We start from the raw sequence: 21,457 nt of genomic DNA on the forward strand, positions 1-21,457 counted from the left end.
TTATGGGTAAGAATGTCGTTGTAGTCGGTACTCAGTGGGGCGATGAAGGCAAGGGCAAGGTCGTAGACCTGCTGACAGAGCGCGCCAGCGCCGTCACCCGTTTTCAGGGCGGCCACAACGCCGGACACACCCTGGTCATCGACGGTAAGAAGACCGTCCTGCACCTGATCCCATCGGGCATTCTGCGTGAAGGCGTTGAGTGCATGATCGGCAACGGCGTGGTGCTCGCCCCCGATGCGCTGCTCAAAGAGATCGACATGCTGGAGGCAAGCGGCGTACCCGCCAGTAAGCGTCTGCGCATCAGCGAGGCGTGTACCCTGATCCTTCCCTACCACATCGCACTCGACCAGGCGCGTGAGATTGCGCGTGGCAAGAAGGCGATCGGCACCACCGGTCGCGGTATCGGTCCCGCCTATGAGGATAAAATCTCTCGTCGTGGCCTCAAGGTTGGCGACATGATGGATAGCGAACGTTTCGCCGCACGTCTTGCCGAGGTACTCGAATATCACAACTTCGCTCTGGAGCACTACTTCAAGGTGGAGAAGGTCGATTTCCAGAAGACTCTCGATGAGGGACTGGCGATGGCCGAGCGTATTCGTCCGATGGTCGCCGATGTGACCGGTCTGCTGCACAAGTATCGCGCAGAGGGTAAAGACATCATGTTCGAGGGTGCCCAGGGCACCCTGCTCGATATCGACCACGGCACCTACCCCTACGTCACCAGCTCCAACCCGACTGCGGGTGGTGCGGCGACCGGCACTGGTGTCGGTCCACGCGATCTCGACTACATCCTCGGTATCACCAAGGCCTACACCACCCGCGTCGGTGCCGGTCCCTTCCCGACCGAGCTCTACGACGGTGAAGAACTCAACGATCCAATCGGCAAACACCTCGCCGATCAGGGCCACGAGTACGGTTCGACCACTGGTCGCCCACGTCGTTGCGGCTGGCTCGATGCGATCAGCCTGCGTCGCTCGGCACAGATCAATAGCCTTACCGGCATCTGCCTGACCAAGATGGACGTGCTTGATGGCCTTGAGAAACTGCTGATCGCCACCGGCTACGAGTACGATGGCGAGATCATCGACGTACCACCGATCGGTGCCGATGCCTACGAGAAGTGCAATCCGGTCTACGTTGAAGTTCCCGGTTGGAGCGAGACCACCGTCGGTGTTCGTAACTACGACGAGCTGCCTGATAACGCCAAGGCCTACATCAAGAAGATCGAAGAGCTGATCGGCGTTCCGGTCGATATCATCTCAACCGGTCCAGATCGCGCTGACACCATCGTCATGCGCGACCCCTACTCGATCTAAGCCGAACGGTCATGGCCGAAAAACTGGTCATCTCTCTCGACGGCGCCTCACAGCTGGAGTACGACCGCAGTCACGAACTGGCTGAGTCGCAGCTCGAGGCGCTGGCGAAGATGGATCTCGAGATGAACAAAGGCATCACCCTTGCTGGTGATCGCTATGAAGAGCCTAACGCGCTACAACGCGCCCACTTCACCGCCCTGCATCTGATTCGTGCCGTTAAAGAGAGCAACGAGTCGCGTGCAGTAATGATGCTCACTTATCTGGCGGTGCGTATTCCTGATCTGCGTCAGGTGCGTATTGTGAGTAAGGATGAAATCTACGACTATCAGTTTGTCTTCGATCGCGACTTCGTACCGGAGTCGACCATGACCTTCACCCCAATCGATCTGCTGCGCCCCAAGGAGGGGAGTGATGGATCGGGTGGTATTCACTAGATAATCCTGAACAGGGCCTCGCAAGAGGCCTTGTTCATCTGGGGGTTATGAAAAACTGAAGTGTGCCGAGCTGTCCGCAGGTGACCGCTTGCCCCTCTATATAACCACTTCGTCAGCAGCAGGCGTCTCAAATCGGTCCGACTTCTGAAAAGACCGCTTTGTTTTGCCACTTTCCAATAGTCAGCTGCGGTTCGCTTCAATATGATTAGCGCCGAAATGCAGACACTGCTACTCATTAGCGATGCCTGCGTTATTTTATATTTCTCGGCCTACCTGAACGCTGGGGCTATGGAAGCAAACAAACCAGGGAGATGGTGAGCCAGTGATGCAACCACATCCGTTCGTATCGAATTTCCGCTCTGTGCACTACGTCAGACGATCCGCATCCCTCACTTTGGGCGGCGTCGATGTTGATTGCACCTCTACCAATACAGGTTAGCAATGCTGTCCGGTTATCAGGTGAGTTGGTAACAGACCGTTAAGCCGTATTAGGGAATAGGTATCAATTCTGCTCTCCGCATCTGATGCGGTGCGCAGAGGCCCGGTCTGTATTTTTCAATGCAGTGTTTGAAATCAGTTAAGGAAGAAGAGATGAATCGCGTCTATCGCACCGTTTGGAATTGTACCCGTAAGATCTGGGTGGTCGCTGGCGAGCGAGACAGTACCGGTGGTAAAGGGAGAGGTGTTTTTTCCAAAGCGGTTTCTGCGCTGAGCCCTGCACGATACTTGGGGCGTCCCGCGCTGATGGCGGTTGTGCTCTGTGGGGCTGCGCCAAGTTATGCCGGTACCAGTTCATGGGTCGGTGGTACGGGTGACTGGAGTGAGCCGACCAACTGGAACAACGGTGTTCCAGTGAATTACACACTGAATGCCTATATCCAGAATGGGGGGACCGTCCAGGTTACATCGGGGAGCTGGGGGGGTGGTGAAATCCGTGTTGGCTTTAATGCGGGGACGACCGGAACGGTCACAGTTGAGGGAGACGATGCGGTATTGGGTGTCGGGTACTTCGGTTATGTGGGGCATTTTGGAACCGGTACCCTGTCTATCGGTAATGGTGGCCGGGTGGAGGGCGACAATCTCGTTCTTGGTATGAAGGCGAGCGGTTCGGGTATTGTCACCGTTGATGGATTGGGTTCGATGCTTGATGACGGAGGGTCGCACTATGTGGGGATGGAAGGGAGTGGCAGTCTGACACTGAGCAACGGCGGCTCGGTGAGGGTAAAGTCTGGAGCAGGTAGTGTTGCAATAGGCTCCTCAGGTGTACTCAATATCGGTGCAGCCGCTGGTGACAGTGCAGTTGCTGCGGGTAGTGTGATAGCAGCAGAGGTTCGTTTTGGTAGTGGTACCGGAGCGCTGGTGTTCAACCATACCGATTCAAATTACCTCTTTTCACCCGCTATCACAGGCAGTGGCTCGGTCTCGCTCTACTCCGGAACGACAACCCTCTCGGGTAGCAACACCTACAGCGGCACCACCACCATCAATGGCGGCACCCTGAAGGTCAACAACGGCAGCGGAAGCGCCACCGGCGCGGGCAGCGTGAATGTGAACGGTGGCGGCACACTGTGGGTGGTAGCGGTACGATCAGCGGTGCCGTCAGTGTGGCCGATGGCGGCACCCTGGCGGCAGGCAACTCACCTGGCCATCTGACGGTGGGGTCGTTGATCCTCAACAACGCCTCGGTGCTCGACTTCGAACTTGCTGCACCGACCGGTATGGCTGGTGTCGACAGCGATCTGATCACCGTCACCGGCGATCTGACGCTGGATGGTATTCTCAATGTGACCGATCTGGGTGGTTTCGACTTTGGTCTATCACCGGGCGATAGCGGTCGATACGTGCTTATCAACTACGGTGCCGCGCTGACCGACAACACCCTTGAGTTCGGCACCGGCCTGCTCGCCGGTTACAACTACACCATCGATACCACCCTCGGCCAGGTGGCGCTCGACGTGGACTACACTGGCCTGCAGTTCTGGGATGGTGGCGATAGCAGTGCCGATGACACCGTCGATGGGGGTAGCGGTACCTGGGCGGCGGCAACCAGCAACTGGACCAGTGAGAGCGGTAATCTCAATCGTGCCTGGAACGATCTGACGGCGGTTTTCTCCGGGAGCGCCGGGACAGTAGAGGTCGATGGAACTCACACCGTTTCAGGTCTGCAGTTCGCCACTGACGGCTATACCCTGAGCGATGTCGACAGCAACGGCTCAATCGAATTGGCCGCTGCCGGGGTTGAGGCGCGTGTCGATGAGGATGTGGCGGCCATGGTGGCGGTCACGCTTAGCGGCAGCGGTGCGCTGAGTAAAACCGGAGCGGGCTCCCTGACGCTCACGGCAGACAACAGCTACTCAGGTGGCACCACCATTAGTGGCGGTACGCTGACGATCGGCAGTGGCGGCACCAGCGGCAGCATTGCCGGCAATATCACCAATCACGGTCTGCTGCGTTTCAATCGCTCCGATAGCGTGACCTTTGCTGGTGATATCGGTGGTTCCGGTTCGGTCGGACTGCTCTCGGGTACCACCCGTTTCAGCGGTGATCTGAGTGGCCTCAGCGGTACGCTCAGCGTCGATGGCAGCACGCTCTCGGTGGTCGATGGTGAAACGCTGAGTCTGGGTGGTGACTATTCGCAGGCGGCAGACGCCACGTTCAGGAGCGGCGTGTCGGCGCCGGATAGTTTCGGCATTCTCTCTGTTGCAGGCACGGCCACCTTCACGTCGGAGGCCAGCATTGATGTCGATGTCGCCGATGTGAACAGCCTGGCGATTGGCGACACCCTGACGGGGGTAATCAGCGCTGGCACGCTGAACGCCTCCACCTACAGCGTTACCGATGACAGTGCCAGCTTCTACTTCTTCCCTGCGATCGAGGGCGATCGCGTCGATCTGTTGGTTCTCAACGGAACTCCGGTGTTTGACAGCGTCACCAGTGCCAATTTCCAGAGTGGTCTTGATGCTGCGCGGGTGCTCGATACCCTGTTCGATGCGGGAATGAGCGGCAGCGATACCGATAATCTCGTGATTGCGCTGGGACAGCAGGCCAACGCACAGGCGGTGAGCGCCGCGGTTGCCGAGACGCTTCCGCTGCTGGTCGGCGGCGGACCCAGAGTAGCCGCCAGTGTGATGCACAGCGTCAACCGTGAGATCGGCAAACGTCACAGAGCGGGGTGTGGTCGTGCCTCAGGCACTGACTATCTCACCGATTGTGAGGTGTGGCTGAAGCCGATCGGAAGCTGGAGTGACCAGGAGCATCGTGACGGGGTGGATGGTTTTGATGCCGATAGCCACGGCCTGGTCGGTGGCATTGATGTTGAGCTTGAGAACGGCTATCGCGTCGGGCTTGCGCTCTCCTATATCGATAGCGAGGTCAGGGGGCGTGGACTCGCCTCCGGCAACACGACCGATATCGAGGCCTATCAGACGGCGCTCTACGGCAGCCACAGCTCGGTTAACGATCCCGGATTCGAGTTCGACTGGCAGATCGACATCGGCCGTAACGTCACCGATAGCCATCGCAATATCACCTTCATCGATCGTACCGCCAAGGCCGACTACGGCAGCGACACCACTCATATCGGACTCGGCGTCGGCTATCGGCTGGTGCAGAGCCGGGGAGTCGCTATTTTTGCGGAAGCTTGTTTTGGGCATCCAAGCCCAAGCAAGCGGCAAATACTTAACGCGACCGTTTATGCCTACGGCGCCCCGTTCGCTCGCGCTCTCAACTACGAATATGCAGACGGCGTCGACTATCGCGGACTAACCGCCTTCGCTTCGCTATCCATGGCGGTTAGCGCGAAAAGACCCGCTTTATCCCTGGCATCCGGTTGGATTATGCCAACATCCGTGATGATGAATATACCGAAACGGGTGCCGGGGCGCTGAACTTGAGTGTCGAGGGTGAGCGGAGCGAAGAGCTGATCGTGATGGCGCAGGGCGATCTGGTGCATCGTCTTGGCAGTAGCACCATGCTGTTGGCCAACGCCGGTATCGGCTACGACCTGCTCAACGATACTACCAGCCTGACCGCCTCCTATGCCGGGGGCGGCACCGCCTTTACCACGACCGGCATCGATCCCTCACCGTGGCTCGCGAGGGTCGGTGCGGGCGTCTCAATCGCAGCCGGTGATCGTGCCGAGATCACTGCGAGTTACGATCTGGAGGGGCGCAACGACTTCCTGCAGCAGACCGCAGCTCTCAAGTTCAGTTGGATGTTCTGAACCGGGCTTGCTGTTGAACGTGCCGTTCTGGCGCAAACGCGTAAAGAGAGAGGGTCTCAAAAGAGGCCCTTTCTACTTAATGATTGTAACTACGGGCAACTAGGCAACGGCATTACTCCGAACCCTGCGCCCCCAGATCAAACCAACAGTCACCGCAATCATGGCACACTGAATCAGCAGTCCCTGGGTGTTGTTCGACAACCCGACCAATTCAATGAACGGCATGTTTAGTGGGTCGCTGGGAATGTTCCCCGCCTCCTGCAGTGCCTCGATCCCTTTGCCAGCAAAGATCACTGCCATGATGAAGAGGAACAGGCCGGTGAAGCCGAAGAACTGGCGTAGTGGTAGTTGGGTGCTGTAGCGCATCACCAGCCAGGCGACGACCAATAATACGGCGGTGGCGGAGATCATTCCGGTGATGACCATGTTGTGGCCAGCAGCATCGGTCTGCACCCAGATCGCCTGGTAGAAGAGGATGGTCTCGAACATCTCACGATAAACGCTGATGAAGGAGAGTCCGGCCAGTGACCAGAGGGTGCCGCTACCGAGTGCGCGGCCCATGGTCTGGTCGATGAACTTCTTCCACTGTACGGCGTTGGTCTTGCTGTGCATCCAGAAGCCGACAAAGAAGAGGATGCCGGCGGCGGTGAGTGCGGCGATGCCTTCGCTCATCTCTCTCAGTGCACCGCTGATGGTGAGCAGATAGGTTGATACCCACCAGGTAGCGGCTCCGGCGATCACCGCTAGAACCCAGCCGGCGTGCAGGTAGGGGAGGCCATCTCGACGGCCGGTCTTGATCAGTACTGCCATCAGTGCGGCGAGTACCAGAATCGCTTCGAGTCCTTCACGTAACAGGATAATGAAGGCGCTGCCGAATGCACTGCCACTGGAGAGGCTCTTCTGCATCAATAGATCGTGGGCAACGGCGAGCATCACGTCGATCTGCTGCTGACGTTTGGTCGCCTGCTTGATGCCAAGATCCTTGCGCAGGTCGTTGCGATAGGCGCCCATCTCCGTCTCGATCTCTTTGCTTAGCTCGGGTGCCTTGAGAGAAAGAGTCGCCTCAACCATCTCAAAGCCCTCGAGATAGGCGGTGACGGCGAGTTTCTGTGCCTGTTCATGATCACCCTCAACATAGTGTTGCAGGCTAGATGCAAGCAGCTCTCGACTGAGTGTGAGTGGCGTACGTTTGCCTCTGAATAGTGAGCCGGGGTGGTTGCGGTAGGTGGAGAGTGCGACCAGACCCTTGGTGCCGAAATGCAATTCGGCATCGGCCGGGGTGGTGGTTGTAATCTGCTGAAGGGTGTTGAGTCCGTTAACGCCCTCTGATGTTGCTTTGACGTTGGTGTAAGGGAGTGCGCCGACGTAGAAGGCGAGTGACCAGCGCTCATGGTCGCTCAGCTCATTGAAGGGGCGCATGCCGGTCTCGCTCACGCCGAGGGTGATGGTGTTGTAGAGGCCAAACAGAGTGCGCTGCCGGTGGCGTTCGATATCGAGAAAGTTGGTGGGGGCCGGTTCCATGCCGTTTGCAGCAGTGCCGTCGCCTAACCCCGTCTCACCATGACAGGCTGCACAGTTCTCTTGATAGAGCTGCTGGGCGAGGAGAGTGTCGGGTGCTTTGCCGGGAACTGAGACCACTTCGTAGGCGTTCATCACCTGTCGACGCATCGCAGCGGTCAGTTCAATAATAACGCTGCTCTGCTGGCGGGCGTTGATTGTATCGACCAGCTGTTGCGCATCAATTTTCAGCGCCGGTTTGATCTCGCTCCAAGGTAGCGTCGCGATCGATTCTGAGATTGCACTGGAGAACTCAACCATCTCGTTGTACTCACCTCTGTTGATGATCTTGCCGTTCTCAACCGCCTCGGCGTAGTCGACGCCTACGTAGTCGAGCAGTTGCAGAAGTTGTTGAGTTTCGCTGGCATACGCGGGGAGGGTGAGCCACATCAGGATGGCTGTGAGGAGTTGTTTCATCGAATCGTTCTCAAGGCTTACAGGGGGAATTGTTGTAAATGATTGTAATTCTCATTAGCGTTGTTTGTCAAATCTCTGAGGTATGAGCTAAAGAGGTCTGGGTAGCGGTAAACACTATTTGGTAGCGAAGTGCTGTGATCGGGTGGCTAACGATTATTTATCGGTCGATTAATTGCTTGCGCAAATGTTTGCCATAGCCTAGGTTCACTACTAACGCGGGTACTGGCTGGATCCGTGATTAAGATGCCGCCGTAGGGGCAAAGGTGGAGGCGTGGCAGATAAGAAAAATGGGCAACAATCTTCAGGTGCAGACTCGGCGATAGAGGTGCCGCCATCTATTCAGGAGCGGTGGCAGTCGTCGATGTTTGATGGCGGAAACGCCGCCTATATCGAACAGCTTTACGATAATTTCATTAAAGACCCCGATCAGCTCGATGAGCGGTGGCGAGCCTTTTTTGAGCAGCGCATCAGTGAATCGGATGGTCCCGACCGCTCCCATCATGGTGTGCGTGAACAGTTCCGCCACTTCAATCGTCAAACCAACGCCGTCTGTGAGCTGAGTAAGGAGGAGGCGGAGCAGAGTCGTAAACAGGTGCATGTGCTGCAGCTGATCAACGCCTACCGCTTCCGTGGCCACCAGCTCGCCGCTATCGATCCCCTCGGTCAGCGCGAAATCCCCGATATTCCTGAGCTGCGACTCGATCACCACGGCCTCTCCGATACCGATTGTGAAACGCTCTATAACACCGGTTCACTGGTCGGCCCGGAGCGGGCCACGTTGAGCGAGATTCTCGATATCACCCGTTCGACCTACTGCGGTTCGATTGGCACCGAATATATGCACATCCTCAGCACTGCTGAGAAACGCTGGATCCAGAACTATCTGGAGGGACAGCGTGGCCGACCGATTCTGGAAGAGGAGAAACGTCGACGTCTGCTGCGTCGGCTGATAGCAGCAGAGGGGATGGAGCGCTATCTTCACCGTCGCTACGTGGGACAGAAGCGCTTCTCTCTGGAAGGTGGTGACTCACTGATTCCGCTGCTGCATGAGGTGATTCAGTGCGGCGGTGAGCAGGGGATGAAGGAGATGGCGATTAGCATGGCCCATCGTGGTCGTCTCAATGTGTTGATCAACGTGATGGGCAAAACCCCCGCGCAGCTTTTCGAGGAGTTTGAAGGGACTCAGCAGGAGAACAGTACCGGCACCGGTGATGTGAAGTACCACATGGGTTTCTTCTCCGATATCAATACCGCAGGTGGTCAGGTGCATGTGGTGCTCGGTTTTAACCCCTCTCATCTGGAGATCTCAGCGCCGGTGGTGGAGGGATCGGTACGCGCACGTCAGGAGCGGCGCGATGATAAAAACGGCAAGCAGGTGGTGCCGATTCTGATCCACGGTGATGCAGCCTTCTCCGGGCAGGGTGTGGTGATGGAGACCTTTAATATGTCGCAGTCACGCGGCTACTCCACCAAGGGCACCATCCACATCGTGATCAACAATCAGATCGGGTTTACCACCAGCAGCCAGGAGGATGCCCGTTCCACCCTCTACTGCACCGATGTGGCGAAGATGGTTGGCGCACCGATTTTCCATGTGAATGGCGACGACCCGGAAGCCGTTATCTTTATCACTCAGCTAGCGGTCGAGTACCGGATGAGATTCCACAAGGATGTGGTGATCGATCTGGTCTGTTATCGCCGTCACGGACACAGTGAGGCGGATGAGCCGATGGCGACCCAGCCGCTGATGTATCAACGCATTCGGCAGATGCCGACCACCCGCGATATCTATGCGCGCCGCCTGATCGAAGAGGCGTTGATTGATGGTGACTGGGTTGATCGCGAGATCGAGAAGTATCGCGAGGCGCTGGCGGCGGGTCACAGCGTGGTCGATACGGTGCTCGACAATGGTGAGGCGAAGTACCCCTTCCACCACGACTGGAGCCACTACGGCCTGCTTGAGGATGCAGAGCCCGAGACAACCGCCGTACCACTTGAACGAATCCAACGGCTCAATGAACGGATGCAGCAGCTACCGGATGACTTCGAAATTCATCCCGGTGTCGGCAAGATTCTGCATAATCGCCAGAAGATGGCGCAGGGTGAGCTGGCGGTCGACTGGGGCTTTGCCGAGACGATGGCCTACGCCACGCTGGTCGATGAAGGGACGCCGGTTCGTCTCTCGGGACAGGATTGTGGCCGCGGTACCTTCTTTCATCGCCATGCGGTGTTGCACGATCAGCGTGAAAACCGTCTCTACGTTCCGCTACGTAATATCTCCGACGAGCAAGCCAACTTTCTGGTTATCAACTCACTACTCTCTGAGGAGGCGGTGCTCGCCTTCGAGTATGGCTACGCCACCACCGAGCCGCAGACCCTGACCATCTGGGAGGCGCAGTTTGGTGACTTTGCCAACAATGCCCAGGTGGTGATTGATCAGTTCATCAGTGCGGGTGAGCAGAAGTGGAACCGCCTCTGTGGTCTGGTTCTACTGCTGCCGCACGGTCTGGAGGGGCAGGGGCCGGAGCACTCTTCGGCGCGTCTTGAACGTTTTCTGCAGCTCTGTGCACAGCGCAATATGCAGGTGGTGGTACCGAGTTCAGCAGCGCAGATCTTCCATCTGCTGCGCCGACAGATGCTGATGAAAGCACGCAAGCCACTGATCGTGATGAGCCCCAAGAGTCTGCTGCGCCACCCGGAGGCCTCCAGTCCGATCGAGAAGTTGACCAGTGGCAGCTTCAAGATGGTGCTGCCCGATGGTGATAATCCATCACCAGCGAAGGTGCGCCAGGTCATCCTCTGTAGTGGCAAGGTCTACTACGATCTGCGCGCAGCGCGGCAGGAGCGTAAACGCAACGACGTTGCCATCATCCGTTTTGAGCAGCTCTATCCCTTCCCTGAGGCGGAGGCGAGTGCTGAGCTGGCGCGTTATAAAAAGGCTAAACGCTTTGTCTGGTGTCAGGAGGAGCCTAAGAATCAGGGCGCCTGGTACGCCAGTCAGCACCACGTGCGAAATGTGATTGGTCACGACAACTATCTGGAGTATGTCGGACGTCGTTCGCTCGCCGCTCCTGCCGTGGGTTATGCATGGCTCCATAAAAAACAGCTCGAGGATCTCGTCAACGAGGCACTCGGTCAGTCGATGAAATAAAGGATCAGTTATGAGTATCGAGATCAAGGCTCCCGATTTTCCCGAGTCAGTCACCGACGGTACGTTGGTGACCTGGCACAAGCAGGTCGGTGATAGTGTGCGGCGCGATGAGGTGCTTGCTGACATCGAGACCGACAAGGTGGTGTTTGAGGTGGCGAGCCTTGAGGCGGGGGTAGTCGAGTCGCTGCTGGTAGAGCAGGGGGCGGTGGTGCTCTCGGGACAGCTGATTGCCAGGCTCGGGGCTGCACAGGCCGATGCGGCCAAGGCGCCCGTGGCTGCGGCGGCAAGCGCAACAGTCGAGACGGTGGAGGACGAATCCGCAGAAGAACCGCTGCTCACGCCATCGGCGAAAAAGATGATTGCTGAACAGGGGCTTGATGTTGCACAGATCAGTGGTAGTGGTAAGGATGGTCGGGTACTTAAAGAGGACGTACTTGCCTATCTGGAGAGTCGTGATGCTCAGCCTGTAACTAAACCACCATCACAACAGGCTGTTACTGCAGAGCCGTTGGTGGGTGATCGCAGTGAAAAGCGGGTGCCAATGACACGCCTACGTGCGCGCATTGCAGAGCGACTACTTGAGGCGCAGAGCAGTGCCGCGATTCTGACCACCTTTAATGAGATCGATATGTCGCAGGTGATGGCACTGCGTTCACGTTATCGCGATCAGTTCGAAAAGCGCCACGGTGTACGTCTCGGATTCATGTCCTTCTTTGTGAAGGCGGCAGTGGAGGCGCTGCGTCGTTTCCCCGAGGTGAACGCCTCGATCGATGGTAACGACATGGTCTACCACGGCTTTGTCGATATCGGTATTGCGGTTGGTTCGCCGCGCGGGCTGGTCGTACCGATCCTACGCGATGCCGACACGCTCAACATGGCGCAGATCGAACAGAACATTACCGACTTTGGCCAGCGTGCCCAGGCCGGTTCGCTCTCTATTGATGAGATCACTGGCGGTACCTTCAGTATTACCAACGGCGGTGTTTTCGGTTCGCTGCTCTCAACACCGATTCTCAACCCGCCACAGAGCGCCATCCTCGGCATGCACAAGATCGAGAAGCGGGCGGTAGTGGTGAATGACGAGATTGTGATTCGACCGATGATGTATCTGGCCCTCTCCTACGATCACCGCATTGTCGATGGACGTGAAGCGGTGCAGTTCCTGGTGACGATTAAAGAGATGCTCGAAGATCCGACCCGCCTGCTGCTGGAGGTTTGAGATGGCTGATACTGAAAGTTATGACGTCATTGTTATCGGCGGCGGACCGGCCGGTTATGTAGCTGCGATTCGATGTGCACAGCTTGGGCTGAAGAGCGCCTGTATCGATGCAGGTGTCGATGAGCAGGGTGAGCGTTCACTCGGTGGTACCTGCCTTAATGTCGGCTGCATTCCTTCCAAGGCGCTGCTGAGCTCCTCGGCGCTCTATGAGCAGAGCGTTCACCATTTGACTGAGCACGGTATTAAAACGAGTGGTGTAACACTCGATCTGAAGCAGATGATGGGGCGCAAGCAGCAGGTGGTAAAGGAGCTGACCGGTGGAATTGCCGCGCTGTTTAAGGCCAACGGGGTGACCTCGATTGCCGGGCGCGCACAGCTACTGGCTGACAAGCAGGTGAAGGTTGTACCGCTGGAGAAGGGGCGTTCGAAAACCCTCTCCGCGCAGCAGATCATCCTCGCTCCCGGATCGCAGCCAAACGAACACAAGCAGGTTCCGTTTGATGGTAAACGGGTGGTCGATTCAACGGGCGCGTTATCACTGAGCAAGGTGCCGAAGCGGTTGGCGGTGATCGGTGCCGGGGTTATCGGTCTCGAGCTGGGCAGTGTCTGGCGTAGACTGGGAGCTGAGGTGGTACTGATCGATATCTGCGATGGACTGCTGCCGATGATCGACAAACCGATGGCACGACAGGCGCAGAAGCTCTACCAGCAGCAGGGCCTCAATTTCCGTTTCGGTTGTGCCGTGGTTGGTAGCAAGGCGAAACGTGGTGGCATTGAGCTGCAGCTCGAGACGAAGCAGGGGAGTGAGAGCGAAACCTTCGATCAGGTGATTGTTGCTGTGGGACGCAGTCCTACTACCAAGGGGCTGCTGAGTAAGGACTGTGGTGTGGTGCTCGATAAGCGCGGTGCGATCGAGGTCGATGGACAGTGCCGTACCGCAGTGGATGGTATCTATGCCATTGGTGATGCGGTGCGCGGTCCGATGCTCGCCCACAAGGGATCAGAAGAGGGAGTGATGGTGGCGGAGCTGATCGCCGGTCACCACGCCGAGGTCGACTACGGCACGATCCCTTCAGTGGTCTATACCGAACCGGAGATTGCCTGGTGCGGTCAGACTGAGGCGGAGCTGAAAGCGGCGGATATTAAATACAAGGTCGGCAGCTTCCCCTTTGCCGCTAACGGTCGGGCACGTGCCGGTGGCGATAGCAGTGGCATGGTGAAGGTCGTTGCCGATGCCAAGAGCGATCGTGTGCTCGGCGTGCATATGCTCGGTCCCCATGTCTCGGAGCTGATTGGTCAGGCTGTAAACACCATGGCCTATCGCGGTAGCAGCGAGGATTTAGCACTCACCGTTTTTGCTCACCCTACGCTTTCAGAGTCGCTACACGAGGCAGCGCTCGATGTTCTTGGGAATGCGATTCACAAGGCACGACCGGGAAAGCGCTAAGCGATGCGGCGTTAAGGAGACTGCTCAGGGGCGGCATGCTAACCCTGAGCAGGGGCAGTCACTACACGCTGTATTTTGATATCCGGTGCTCTAGCTCAGCAGCGAGCCCTTTAAGCTGCTCGCTGGCGGCAGCCGTACTTGCAGCACCCTCGGCAGTCTCCTGAGCAACATTGGTAATAATTGTTACGTTCTGATTTATCTCTTCGGCAACGGCACTCTGCTCCTCAGCGGCGCTGGCGATTTGCAGGTTCATATCGTTGATGTGGGTAACTGCTGTTGCAATGCCCTCCAGAGACTGACCTGCCATCGCAGCCTGCTCAACACTTGAGTTGGCCTGAGCTCTGCCGCTGTCCATAACGTGGACGGCATCGCGTGTACCTTTCTGCAGTGTTTCAACAATACCGAGAATCTCTTCGGTTGAGTCCTGGGTTCGTTGTGCGAGTGATCGTACCTCGTCGGCAACCACCGCAAAGCCACGCCCCTGCTCACCGGCGCGGGCCGCCTCAATCGCGGCATTGAGTGCCAGCAGGTTGGTCTGTTCTGCAATGCCGCGGATCACATCTACAACGGTGTTTATGTTCTCTGCATCACTCTCGAGTTTCTGCATGGTCGCTGCCCCGCGTTCAACCTCTTCGGCAAGCAGATTGATAGCATTAATAGCCGATTCAACCACCTGCTTGCCAGTGCTGGTCTCCTCGTCGGCCGTTTGTGCGGCCTGAGAGGCCATGCTGGCGTTGGAGGCGACCTCATGTACGGTGGCCGACATTTCGGTCATCGCCGTGGCAACCTGCTCAGTCTGGATTCTGGTGTTCTCAACCCCGGAGCTAGTCTGGGCGGTAATCACGCTGAGCTGGCTGGCGGAGTCGGCGGTCTGATCCGCTGCCTGCCGGACATCTGCGATCGAAGCCTGGAAGCTCTCCAGCAGTTTGTTGAAGGCGTCGGCCATCTCGCCGATCTCGTTTTTGTTGACGATGTTGGCGCGTTCACGCAGGTCGCCACTACGCTGGACATTGGTCATCACCGACTTTAGACGGTTGATCGGATTGACCAGCGCTTTGGAAACAATCAGTGAGAGTCCGACCTGAATGAGCAGGATAATGCCGCCCAGGATCCAGAGTTTGAAGGCCTGCTGATAGAAGATCTCCTCGACATCGTCGATGTAGATTCCGGATCCGACAATCCACTCCCACGGTGTATAGCCCTTCACATAGGAGACCTTGGGTACAGGCGCGTCGCTTCCCGGTTTGGACCAGTAGTAACTGACAAAGCCGGCACTACTGGTTTTGACAACATCGACAAACTCGACAAAGAGTCGCTTACCTGTCGGATCCTCAACCTGGGAGAGTGGTTTGCCATCCAGCTCGGGTTTGATGGGGTGCATGACCATGGTCGGCTGCATGTCGTTGATCCAGAAGTACTCATTCGCGTCGTAGCGCAGCCCCTTTACGGCGTTGATCGCCTGGTTCTGTGCCTGTTCGCGGGTTAAGGCACCGCTCTGCTCCTGTTTGCCGTAGTGAGCGATTAGCTCATAGACGGTTTCAACCACCGCTGACCGCCATGGATAGCGAAGCGAAGGCGGTTAGTCCGCGATAGTCGACGCCGTCTGCATATTCGTAGTTGAGAGCGCGAGCGAACGACGAAATGGCGTGTTTTTAGCTTTCTGTCCTCATAGAGGCTGCTTCGTAGCTCCTGCATTGAGATTGCACCGACCACGATCATGCCGATGGCTGAGATGACGATAACGAAAAGAAGCTTATGAAAGACGCGCAGGTTGGTCAGTAGGTTGTTCATGTAGGCTCTAAATAGTTGAATGGATGATAGGTGTTGCAGCCATAAAAAAAACCCGCACGCAGAGTGATCTGCGTGCGGGTTTTTATTATTTTGGTGCCGAGAAGAGGACTCGAACCTCCACGGGGTTTCCCCCACTAGCACCTGAAGCTAGCGTGTCTACCAATTTCACCATCTCGGCATACTGAAGCGGCGCACCACTTCAGGAGCGCGAACTGTACAAGGAGCTTTTTTCCTTGTCAACGAGGTAGAGGGGGCATAAATCGTGCCGAGGGGTTAGAATAGCGCCACTTAATCATGGCTTAGCGCCACAGGAACCAGTTTAAAGCATGGCAAAACGTCGACCAAAGAAAGACCCCAACCTCTCTCGCGAAGCAGAGAAATATGATAATCCCATCCCAAGCCGTGAGTTCATCATGGATCTGTTGGAGGAGCGGGATAAGCTGCTGAGTCGTGATCAGATTGCCGATGCACTCGGTATCGATGATGAGGATCGGGAGGAGGCGCTACGCCGCCGTCTGCGTGCCATGGAGCGTGATGGTCAGCTGATCTTCAACCGTCGCGGCGGTTACGGATTGGCGAGCAAGATGGATCTGGTGCGCGGTCGTGTCATTGGCCATCCCGACGGCTTTGGATTCCTGGTGCCCGATGAGGGGGGGGATGATCTGTTCCTCTCGCCACGCCAGATGCGCCAGCTGATGCATGGCGACCGTGCCATGGCTCATATCACCGGCGTCGATCGCCGTGGTCGTCCCGAGGGGGCGATCGTGGAGATCCTGGAGCGCTCTACCCAGCAGGTGGTGGGACGCTTCTACGATGAGACGGGTGTCGGCGTGGTCACACCCGATAACAAGCGACTTACCCTCGATATACTGATTCCACCCGAGAGTCAGGGCGGAGCCGAGCATGGTCAGTTTGTACTGGTAGATATCGTGCAGCAGCCAAGCAAGCGCAGTCAGCCGATTGGACGTGTGCTTGAGGTAATGGGCGATCACATGGCGCCGGGCATGGAGATCGATGTGGCGATTCGCAGCCACGATCTTCCACTGGAGTGGCCCGACGAGGTGCTGCTCGAGATCAACGAACTCTCCGAGGAGGTGCCGGAGTCGGCCAAGGAGGGACGTGAGGATCTACGTGATATCCCGCTGGTAACGATCGATGGTGCCGACTCACGTGACTTCGATGATGCGGTCTTCTGTGAGCGCAAACCGAAGGGATGGCGTCTGCTGGTGGCGATCGCCGATGTCTCACACTACGTGAAACCGGGTAGTGCGCTCGATCGTGAGGCCTACGCGCGCGGTAACTCGGTCTACTTCCCGGAGCGAGTGATTCCAATGCTGCCAGAGATCCTCTCCAATGGTCTCTGCTCGATCAACCCCAAGGTTGATCGTCTCTGTATGGTCTGTGAAATGTACATCACCGACGAGGGCAAGCTGCTCCGTTCACGATTCATCGAGGGTGTAATGCGCTCCCATGCGCGCCTCACCTACAGTGAGATGGCGGCGATGGTGGTCGACAAGGATAGCAAGACGCGCGATCAGCACCGCGATCTGCTGCCGCACCTCGATGAACTCTACAAGCTCTATAAGGTGATGGCGAAGCAGCGCAAGCGCCGTGGTGCAATCGATTTTGAGACCACCGAGACACGCATCACCTTCCGCGAGGATCGTAAGATCGATCGTATTGTGCCGGTTATTCGCAATGATGCGCATAAGATCATTGAGGAGTGCATGATCGCTGCGAACGTGGCAACGGCCAAGTTCCTCGCTCGTCACAAGATGCCGACCCTCTACCGTATCCACGATACCCCCAAGGAGGCAAAGCTCAACGATCTGCACGAGTTCCTCGGTGAGCTGGGTCTCTCGTTCAAGGGCAAGAAAAAACCTGAGGCGAAGGCCTATGCCAAACTACTCAAGCAGGTGCAGGATCGTCCCGATGCGCACCTGATCCAGGCCGTGATGCTGCGTTCGCTCTCGCAGGCGAAATACAACCCGACCAATATCGGTCACTTCGGTCTGGCACACGAATACTATCTGCACTTCACCTCACCGATTCGTCGTTATCCTGATCTACTGGTGCATCGTGCGATCAGCCACGTCATCCATAAAGAGAAGACCACCGGGGTGGTGAAACGAACCCTGAAAAGATTGGTCAAAGCGGGCAGTGGGCGTGAGTTCATCTACAGCACTCCCGATATGGAGAGCTTTGGCGAGCACTGTTCGCAGACCGAGCGCCGTGCCGATGAGGCGACCCGCGATGCGGTCGATTGGCTCAAGTGTGAGTACATGTTGGATAAGGTAGGTGAGGCCTATGAGGGCATCATCACCAGCGTCACCTCATTCGGTATCTTTGTCGAGCTTAACGACATCTATGTTGAGGGTCTGGTCCATGTGACCTCGTTGAAGAACGACTACTATCACTTTGATGCCTCGGGGCACCGCCTGCGTGGCGAGCGTACCGGTCAGGACTATCGTCTTGGCGATAGCGTACGGGTGAAGATCGTCCGGGTTGATCTTGATGAGCGCAAGATAGACTTCGAACTTGATGGTGAGACCGTCGAGCGAGAGGCACCGAAGAAGAAGCGCCGTCGCAAGCGTCGTTCCGGTGGTAAGGGTAGAAGCGAGGGTGAGAAGAAGCAGGGCGGTGAGAAGCCAGCTGCGAAGGATGACTCTGAAAAGCCAGCGCCGAAGAAAAAACGCTCAAGACGTAGACGTTCTAATCGAAAGAAGAGGAGCGATTCATGAAAAGAGTAATGCGTATTACTGCAGTGGCCTGCGCACTCACGTTGGCTGGTTGTGCCGCCGATGATCCAAATCGACGCGCCAAGAGTGGAGCTGCGATCGGTGCCATTGCCGGTGCCGTACTGGGTCATCAGGTGCAGCACTCGACCCGCGGTCGGGTAGTTGGTGCCGTTATCGGTGCCGTGGCAGGTGGCGCAATCGGTAACTACATGGATAACCAGCAGCGCGATATGGAGCGTGAGCTGGCTGAGGAGCAGCAGCGCAACGAGCTCGAGATAGAGCGTATGCGCGACGATAGTCTTAAGATTGGGGTCTCCAATGAGATCTCGTTTGACTCCGGGCGTGCCAATCTCAAACCTGCCTTTGAAGATACGCTCAACAAGGTGGCCGATGTGATTCGCAAATATGATCGCACCGTTGTGCACGTGGTCGGTCATACCGATAGTGTCGGATCTGATGCCTATAATATGAGTCTTTCTCGTCAGCGCGCCGATCGTGTCGCTGACTACCTCGCTCGTCAGGGGGTGAACTGGGATCGTCTGCGTACCGAGGGTCGCGGTGAGCGTGAGCCGCGTGCCGATAACGCCACTGCAGCGGGTCGTCAGCTCAACCGTCGTGTCGAGATCGTGGTCAAGCCAGTTGTAGAGGGTCAGGAAGATCGCGCCTACGAGCCGCCAGCGGCGAGCCGTCCCGCCTCCTGGAATGGCTGAGGAGATCGTCGGCGGAATCCACGCCGTTACAGCTGCCCTGCGTCACGATCCACTCGGTGTACTTGAACTCTGGGTCGATCGTCAGCGCCACGATGGCAAGCTGCAGTCACTGCTCTCGGATGCCGAGCAAAACGGTATCTCGGTGCAGGAGGTTCCTCGCAAAACCCTCGATGGCATGGCGCGCGGTCTACGTCATCAGGGAGTCGTGGCGCGTTGTAAGCAGCGCGTAACCACTCTTGATGAGAGTGCGCTTAACCAGCTGCTTGATGGACTTGAAGCCCCCCCTTTTTTATTGATCCTCGATGGGGTTACTGACCCCCACAATCTGGGTGCTTGCCTACGCAGTGCCGATGCGGCGGGTATTCACGCCGTTATCGCCCCCAAAGATCGTGCTGTGGGCCTCACCCCGGTAGCGCGCAAGGTCGCCTGTGGCGCTGCCGAGAGTGTGCCCTTTGTGCAGGTGACCAATCTTGCCCGCACCCTGCGTGCACTGCAGGATCGCGGTGTCTGGCTGATCGGTGCTGCGGGTGAGACCAAGCACCAGCTCTACTCCACAGATCTGAAAGGGCCGCTGGCCGTGGTGATGGGGGCTGAAGAGAAGGGGCTGCGGCGTATTACCCGTGAGGTGTGTGATCTGTTGGTGGCGATTCCGATGCAGGGCAGCGTAGAGAGTCTCAACGTCTCGGTGGCCACCGGAGTATTGCTCTTCGAGGCGCGCCGCCAGCGCGATGCGATCGCCTGATTTCGGCTAAATTGCACTAGCCAATCCATTAAAGTAGAATTCCCGCTCTTTACCGTCGGGTAGACACCCTATGTGTCTGCCTTACTCCTTGCTCTTCGCCAATTGGGTGGAGGGCTGTTTAATCCGAAAGGGGAAACAATGAAGCACTATGAAGTAGTTTTTCTGGTCCATCCCGACCAGAGTGAGCAGGTTCCCAGCATGATCGAACGCTACCGCGGTATCGTCGAGTCTAAGGGCGGCAACGTCCATCGTCTCGAGGATTGGGGGCGTCGTCAGCTGGCCTATCCTATCCAGAAAGCGGTTAAGGCCCACTACGTACTAATGAACATTGAGTGCGATAGCGATAGCCTTGATGAGCTCGGCAACGCCTTCCGTTTCAACGATGCTGTGCTGCGCAATATGGTCATTAGCTGTGATGAGGCGCTCACCGAGCCTTCAATCCTGGCCAAGGCCAATGAGCGTGATGAGGCGCCGCGTGCTCCTGCTGCTGCAGAAAGTAAGCCTGAAGCAGCTGCCGAGAAGCCTGCGGAGAGCAGCAACGACTGATATCGATAACCGCCTGGTGCTGAGAGGCATGGTTGCAAAGAGACCCGAGCGGCGCCAATCGCCAGCCGGGATTCCAATTAACCGTTTCCTTTTTGAGCACAACTCCAGGCAGATGCTCTCTGGGATGGAGCGAGAGATGACTTTTCGGATCATGGTCACAGCAAGTGGCGAGGATCTGGATCGACAGCTTCGAAACATCACTACCGGACAGCAGCTGCAGATCGAGGGGTGTCTCGGCCGGGCAGGTCATAGAAACGAGGAGATACGGCTGGTATTGCATGCCGAGCGTATCGAACCACTGGATTAAGAATTAGGAATATAGGGGAATAACCATGTCTCGCTTTTTTCGTCGCAAGAAGTACTGCCGTTTTACGGCTGAGAATGTCAAACAGATCGACTACAAAGACATCGCTACACTGAAGAACTACGTCACCGAGACCGGCAAGATCGTTCCAAGCCGGATCACCGGTACCAAGGCGCGTTACCAGCGTCAGCTCTCAACCGCGATTAAGCGCGCACGCTATCTGGCACTGCTGCCTTACAGCGACGCACACAATCACTAAGTTTTGAGTGGTTACCGGCACTCTCATTGAGAGGCTGGTTGGAGCGGCCCTAGCGGCCGGTGAAACAGAATTCGACCATAAGAGTGGTATCAGAAGATGGAAGTAATTTTACTGCAGAAAGTGGCAAACCTGGGCAACCTTGGCGACAAGGTCAATGTTAAGCCTGGTTTTGGCCGTAACTACCTCATCCCCAGCAAGCGCGCCGTTGCTGCAACCGAGTCTAACGTTGCTGAGTTTGAGGCGCGTCGTGCCGAGCTCGAGCTGGCACAGGCCGATGCTCTGGGTGCAGCTGAAGCACGTCGTGACGCGCTGGCTGAGATGACCGTTACCATCAACGCCAAGGCGGGTGCCGAGGGTAAGCTGTTTGGTTCAGTTGGTAATATCGACATCGCCAATGCAATCGTTGCAGCGGGTGTTGAGGTTGCCAAGAGCGAGGTTCGCCTCCCGACGGGACCTATCCGCAATGCCGGTGAGTTCGACGTGGTGCTGCATCTGCATGCCGATGTTGAGACCAGCGTTAAGGTGGTTGTTGTAGCAGAAGAGTAAGGTCAGTTTGGCGGTTACGATCGCCGACCCTACTTAGCCGCGCGGCGGGCAGAGTTAT

At 57.0% G+C, this 21,457-nt stretch carries 18 protein-coding genes and 1 tRNA gene; 15 read left to right on the plus strand and 4 right to left on the minus strand.

Features of this window, described 5'->3' with window-relative positions; translation table 11 throughout:
• Window positions 1–2: 2 nt before the first annotated feature.
• The 5 genes from BOW52_RS04950 (at window position 3) to BOW52_RS04970 (ending at window position 5,972) form a co-directional block, all read left to right on the plus strand.
• Window positions 3–1,316 carry an adenylosuccinate synthase gene (locus tag BOW52_RS04950; protein WP_078482984.1) on the plus strand — a complete coding sequence of 438 codons (1,314 nt, stop codon included), beginning with the start codon at window positions 3–5 and terminating at the stop codon, window positions 1,314–1,316.
• An 11-nt stretch (window positions 1,317–1,327) separates the two neighbouring features.
• A complete protein-coding gene (locus BOW52_RS04955; protein WP_078482985.1) occupies window positions 1,328–1,750 on the plus strand; it encodes a hypothetical protein in 423 nt (140 codons plus the stop codon).
• Between the two features lie 591 nt (window positions 1,751–2,341).
• Window positions 2,342–3,403: an ESPR-type extended signal peptide-containing protein gene (locus BOW52_RS04960; protein WP_172840170.1), complete on the plus strand. Its 1,062-nt coding sequence runs from the start codon at window positions 2,342–2,344 to the stop codon at window positions 3,401–3,403.
• Window positions 3,319–5,637 carry an autotransporter outer membrane beta-barrel domain-containing protein gene (locus tag BOW52_RS04965; RefSeq protein ID WP_078482987.1) on the plus strand — a complete coding sequence of 773 codons (2,319 nt, stop codon included), beginning with the start codon at window positions 3,319–3,321 and terminating at the stop codon, window positions 5,635–5,637. The genes BOW52_RS04960 and BOW52_RS04965 overlap by 85 nt, the downstream gene beginning before the upstream one ends.
• Window positions 5,580–5,972, plus strand: coding sequence for an autotransporter domain-containing protein (locus BOW52_RS04970; protein WP_172840173.1), 393 nt, complete (start codon window positions 5,580–5,582; stop codon window positions 5,970–5,972). The genes BOW52_RS04965 and BOW52_RS04970 overlap by 58 nt, the downstream gene beginning before the upstream one ends.
• Window positions 5,973–6,071: 99 nt before the next feature.
• Here BOW52_RS04970 and BOW52_RS04975 read toward each other — a convergent pair whose 3' ends face one another.
• Entirely contained in the window at window positions 6,072–7,946 is a 1,875-nt protein-coding gene (locus tag BOW52_RS04975) for a cytochrome c/FTR1 family iron permease (RefSeq protein ID WP_078482989.1), read from the minus strand.
• 271 nt (window positions 7,947–8,217) lie between these two features.
• Between BOW52_RS04975 and BOW52_RS04980 the strand changes: the two genes are divergently transcribed.
• The 3 genes from BOW52_RS04980 to lpdA are packed head-to-tail and all read left to right on the plus strand — an operon-like array spanning window position 8,218 to window position 13,763.
• Window positions 8,218–11,097 (plus strand): 2-oxoglutarate dehydrogenase E1 component, encoded by a 2,880-nt coding sequence (locus tag BOW52_RS04980; protein WP_320416283.1) that lies wholly within the window; start codon window positions 8,218–8,220, stop codon window positions 11,095–11,097.
• Window positions 11,098–11,107: 10 nt separating this feature from the next.
• A complete protein-coding gene (gene odhB, locus BOW52_RS04985) occupies window positions 11,108–12,316 on the plus strand; it encodes a 2-oxoglutarate dehydrogenase complex dihydrolipoyllysine-residue succinyltransferase (RefSeq protein WP_078482990.1) in 1,209 nt (402 codons plus the stop codon).
• 1 nt (window position 12,317) lies between these two features.
• Window positions 12,318–13,763 carry a dihydrolipoyl dehydrogenase gene (gene lpdA, locus BOW52_RS04990; protein WP_078482991.1) on the plus strand — a complete coding sequence of 482 codons (1,446 nt, stop codon included), beginning with the start codon at window positions 12,318–12,320 and terminating at the stop codon, window positions 13,761–13,763.
• 61 nt (window positions 13,764–13,824) lie between these two features.
• On the opposite strand, the gene BOW52_RS04995 is transcribed toward lpdA, so the two are convergent.
• The 3 genes from BOW52_RS04995 to BOW52_RS05005 form a co-directional block, all read right to left on the minus strand.
• On the minus strand, window positions 13,825–15,309 hold the full coding sequence (locus BOW52_RS04995) for a methyl-accepting chemotaxis protein (RefSeq protein WP_078482992.1): 1,485 nt from the start codon (window positions 15,307–15,309) through the stop codon (window positions 13,825–13,827).
• Complete coding sequence (locus tag BOW52_RS05000) at window positions 15,285–15,554, minus strand: MCP four helix bundle domain-containing protein (protein WP_135622045.1); 270 nt, start codon at window positions 15,552–15,554, stop codon at window positions 15,285–15,287. Before BOW52_RS05000 ends, BOW52_RS04995 begins: the two co-directional genes overlap by 25 nt.
• A gap of 91 nt (window positions 15,555–15,645) precedes the next feature.
• Window positions 15,646–15,732, minus strand: a tRNA-Leu gene (locus BOW52_RS05005).
• A gap of 148 nt (window positions 15,733–15,880) precedes the next feature.
• Between BOW52_RS05005 and rnr the strand changes: the two genes are divergently transcribed.
• The 7 genes from rnr (at window position 15,881) to rplI (ending at window position 21,399) form a co-directional block, all read left to right on the plus strand.
• A complete protein-coding gene (gene rnr / locus BOW52_RS05010; RefSeq protein WP_078482993.1) occupies window positions 15,881–18,295 on the plus strand; it encodes a ribonuclease R in 2,415 nt (804 codons plus the stop codon).
• Complete coding sequence (locus BOW52_RS05015; RefSeq protein WP_078482994.1) at window positions 18,292–19,002, plus strand: OmpA family protein; 711 nt, start codon at window positions 18,292–18,294, stop codon at window positions 19,000–19,002. Before rnr ends, BOW52_RS05015 begins: the two co-directional genes overlap by 4 nt.
• The gene (gene rlmB / locus BOW52_RS05020; protein ID WP_078482995.1) at window positions 18,995–19,744 is read left to right on the plus strand and encodes a 23S rRNA (guanosine(2251)-2'-O)-methyltransferase RlmB; all 750 of its coding nucleotides are present in this window, start codon (window positions 18,995–18,997) and stop codon (window positions 19,742–19,744) included. Before BOW52_RS05015 ends, rlmB begins: the two co-directional genes overlap by 8 nt.
• A gap of 138 nt (window positions 19,745–19,882) precedes the next feature.
• A complete protein-coding gene (gene rpsF / locus BOW52_RS05025; RefSeq protein WP_078482996.1) occupies window positions 19,883–20,290 on the plus strand; it encodes a 30S ribosomal protein S6 in 408 nt (135 codons plus the stop codon).
• Complete coding sequence (gene priB / locus BOW52_RS05030) at window positions 20,208–20,597, plus strand: primosomal replication protein N (RefSeq protein ID WP_269087630.1); 390 nt, start codon at window positions 20,208–20,210, stop codon at window positions 20,595–20,597. Before rpsF ends, priB begins: the two co-directional genes overlap by 83 nt.
• 25 nt (window positions 20,598–20,622) lie before the next feature.
• Window positions 20,623–20,853 (plus strand): 30S ribosomal protein S18, encoded by a 231-nt coding sequence (gene rpsR / locus BOW52_RS05035; protein WP_078482998.1) that lies wholly within the window; start codon window positions 20,623–20,625, stop codon window positions 20,851–20,853.
• A 96-nt stretch (window positions 20,854–20,949) separates the two neighbouring features.
• Window positions 20,950–21,399: a 50S ribosomal protein L9 gene (gene rplI, locus BOW52_RS05040; protein WP_078482999.1), complete on the plus strand. Its 450-nt coding sequence runs from the start codon at window positions 20,950–20,952 to the stop codon at window positions 21,397–21,399.
• Window positions 21,400–21,457 lie beyond the last annotated feature (58 nt).

Origin of the sequence: Solemya pervernicosa gill symbiont, assembly GCF_002020875.1 — a bacterium.
In the GTDB taxonomy this organism is placed as follows: Bacteria; Pseudomonadota; Gammaproteobacteria.